2 protein-coding genes are annotated in these 1,849 nt (G+C 59.0%); both read right to left on the reverse strand.

Going from position 1 to position 1,849, the window contains the following annotated elements:
• Positions 1–1,452 (reverse strand): hydantoinase B/oxoprolinase family protein (locus VKV29_RS11095; RefSeq protein ID WP_324201371.1); only part of this gene is annotated, 1,452 nt, incomplete at its 3' end.
• A gap of 51 nt (positions 1,453–1,503) precedes the next feature.
• Positions 1,504–1,849: hypothetical protein (locus tag VKV29_RS11100; protein ID WP_324201372.1), on the reverse strand; the 346-nt coding region annotated here is incomplete at its 5' end.

Here is a 1,849-nt window from a genome sequence, read left to right on the forward strand (position 1 = left end):
AGCACCCGCCTCCCCGCCGTTAGCCCCTTGCGGTCTCTGGGCACGGCTGCTAGTAAGCAACGTGATGTGGGCCGGCGCGCGAAGCCTTAGACGGCGTATTAGCCCCTCACCGCCTGGGTGGAACCCTCGTCCTCCGCTGCCCTCACGCAACGCATACTCTACAACTTGCAGCGGATAGTACGATTCTAACACCTCCACAGGGGTGTTACGGGTGTTGGTCATGTGGGTATGCACGGCAGAGGCCCCCGGTGTTTGAGGCGAGGCCCCGGCCCCACCGGCGAGGGTTTCGTAGTAGGTCCAGGCGTCCTCTTGACCTTCTTCACCGGTTGAGAGGCCCCCGATGACCACGTTGTTCATGGTGCCTTGGCTATCTGCCGGCATCTGGTGAGGCAGTGCCTGCCGCAATGCGGCCAAAAGCAGAGCGACCAATCGCTGGGAGGTCTCCACGTTGCCGCCGGCGGTAGCCGCCGGAAAACGCGCGTTGACCAGTGTGCCTTCGGGCGCGATGATCTGTAACGGAGCAAAACAGCCTTCGTTGGTGGGAAGCTCCTCCGAGGCCAGGCAGCGCACCACGTAGGCGCAGGCGGCATGGGTTATGGCCTCGGTTGCGTTCAGGCAGCTCTGCGTTTGGGCAGAGGTGCCCGAAAAGTCGAACTGCGCGGTGCCCGAACCGTCGAAACGAAGGGTCACCTTCAAATACTTCACTTCATCGGTGGGTAACTCCAAACGTTGGGCAGCTTGCCAAGAGCCGACGGGCATTTGCGCCAGAATCTGGCGAGTAGCGGCCTCTGCATAGTGAAGGGTCTCTTCTGCATGGTGCAAGAAGGTGGTAAGTCCATGCCGATTCACCAGTTGTTGCATGCGGCTTATCCCCACATGGCAGGCGGCTATTTGGGCGGCGATGTCGCCTCGTCGCTCGTGGGGAGCGCGTGAGTTCGCACAGAGCAGATCGAGCAGGTCTTCACGCTGCTTGCCCTTTTCTACGAGGGCAACCGGCGGTAAAATAAGCCCTTCTTGATAGGCGGATAGCGAAAGCGGTAGCGAGCCGGGAGTCATGCCGCCGATGTCGGCATGATGGGCGCGACAGGAGACAAAGCCGATGAGCCGTTTTGTGCGGTTGGTTGTGTAGACCGGAGCGGTGAGGGTGAGGTCGGGCAGATGGGTTCCTCCGAAGCGGGGATCGTTGCAAAGCCATAGCGTGTTAGGAGACCACGATACAGCCCGCAGAAGTTTGCGCATCATGAGAGGCATTGCACCGAGATGCACCGGTATATGAGCGGCTTGAGCTATGAGACGACCCCGTGCATCGAAGATGGCGCAGGAGTAGTCGAGCCGCTCGCGAATGTTGGGCGAGTAGGCCACACGTTCGAGAGTGGTTCCCATCTCCTCTGCGATAGAGGCTAAGCGATGCCGCCATATCTCCACGGTAAGCGGGTTAAACCGAAAGTCCATAAAAACCACGACAAGAGTACTGCCGCCGCCATAGGGAATTGTCTCGCCGCCTCAAAAGGCGACCGAAGACTGTATGGGCCGACGTATCCCCCTGTCTACACCTCCTTTCTTTTGCGGTTTTGGAGCGTTCAACAACGTATCTCTCCCGTTTGCTACAACGACGGAAGCTCCCTCACAACAAGGGCAAACCGCTGCCTTTAGGCGGTGGTCGTTGACCACGCTGCTCCTTACGAACAGTCCAACACGCAAGGCGTTGGAGCCGGTGCAGAGAATAGACGGGATGTAATAGCCTGTGAGAGAGCCGGATAGGGTATAATACATTGTAAAAAGCGGGGTGTAGCTCAGTTGGAAGAGCGCATGCTTTGGGAGCATGAGGTCGCAGGTTCGAGACCTGTCA

Source organism: Chthonomonas sp. (assembly GCF_035294165.1).
Lineage (GTDB): Bacteria > Armatimonadota > Chthonomonadetes > Chthonomonadales > Chthonomonadaceae > Chthonomonas.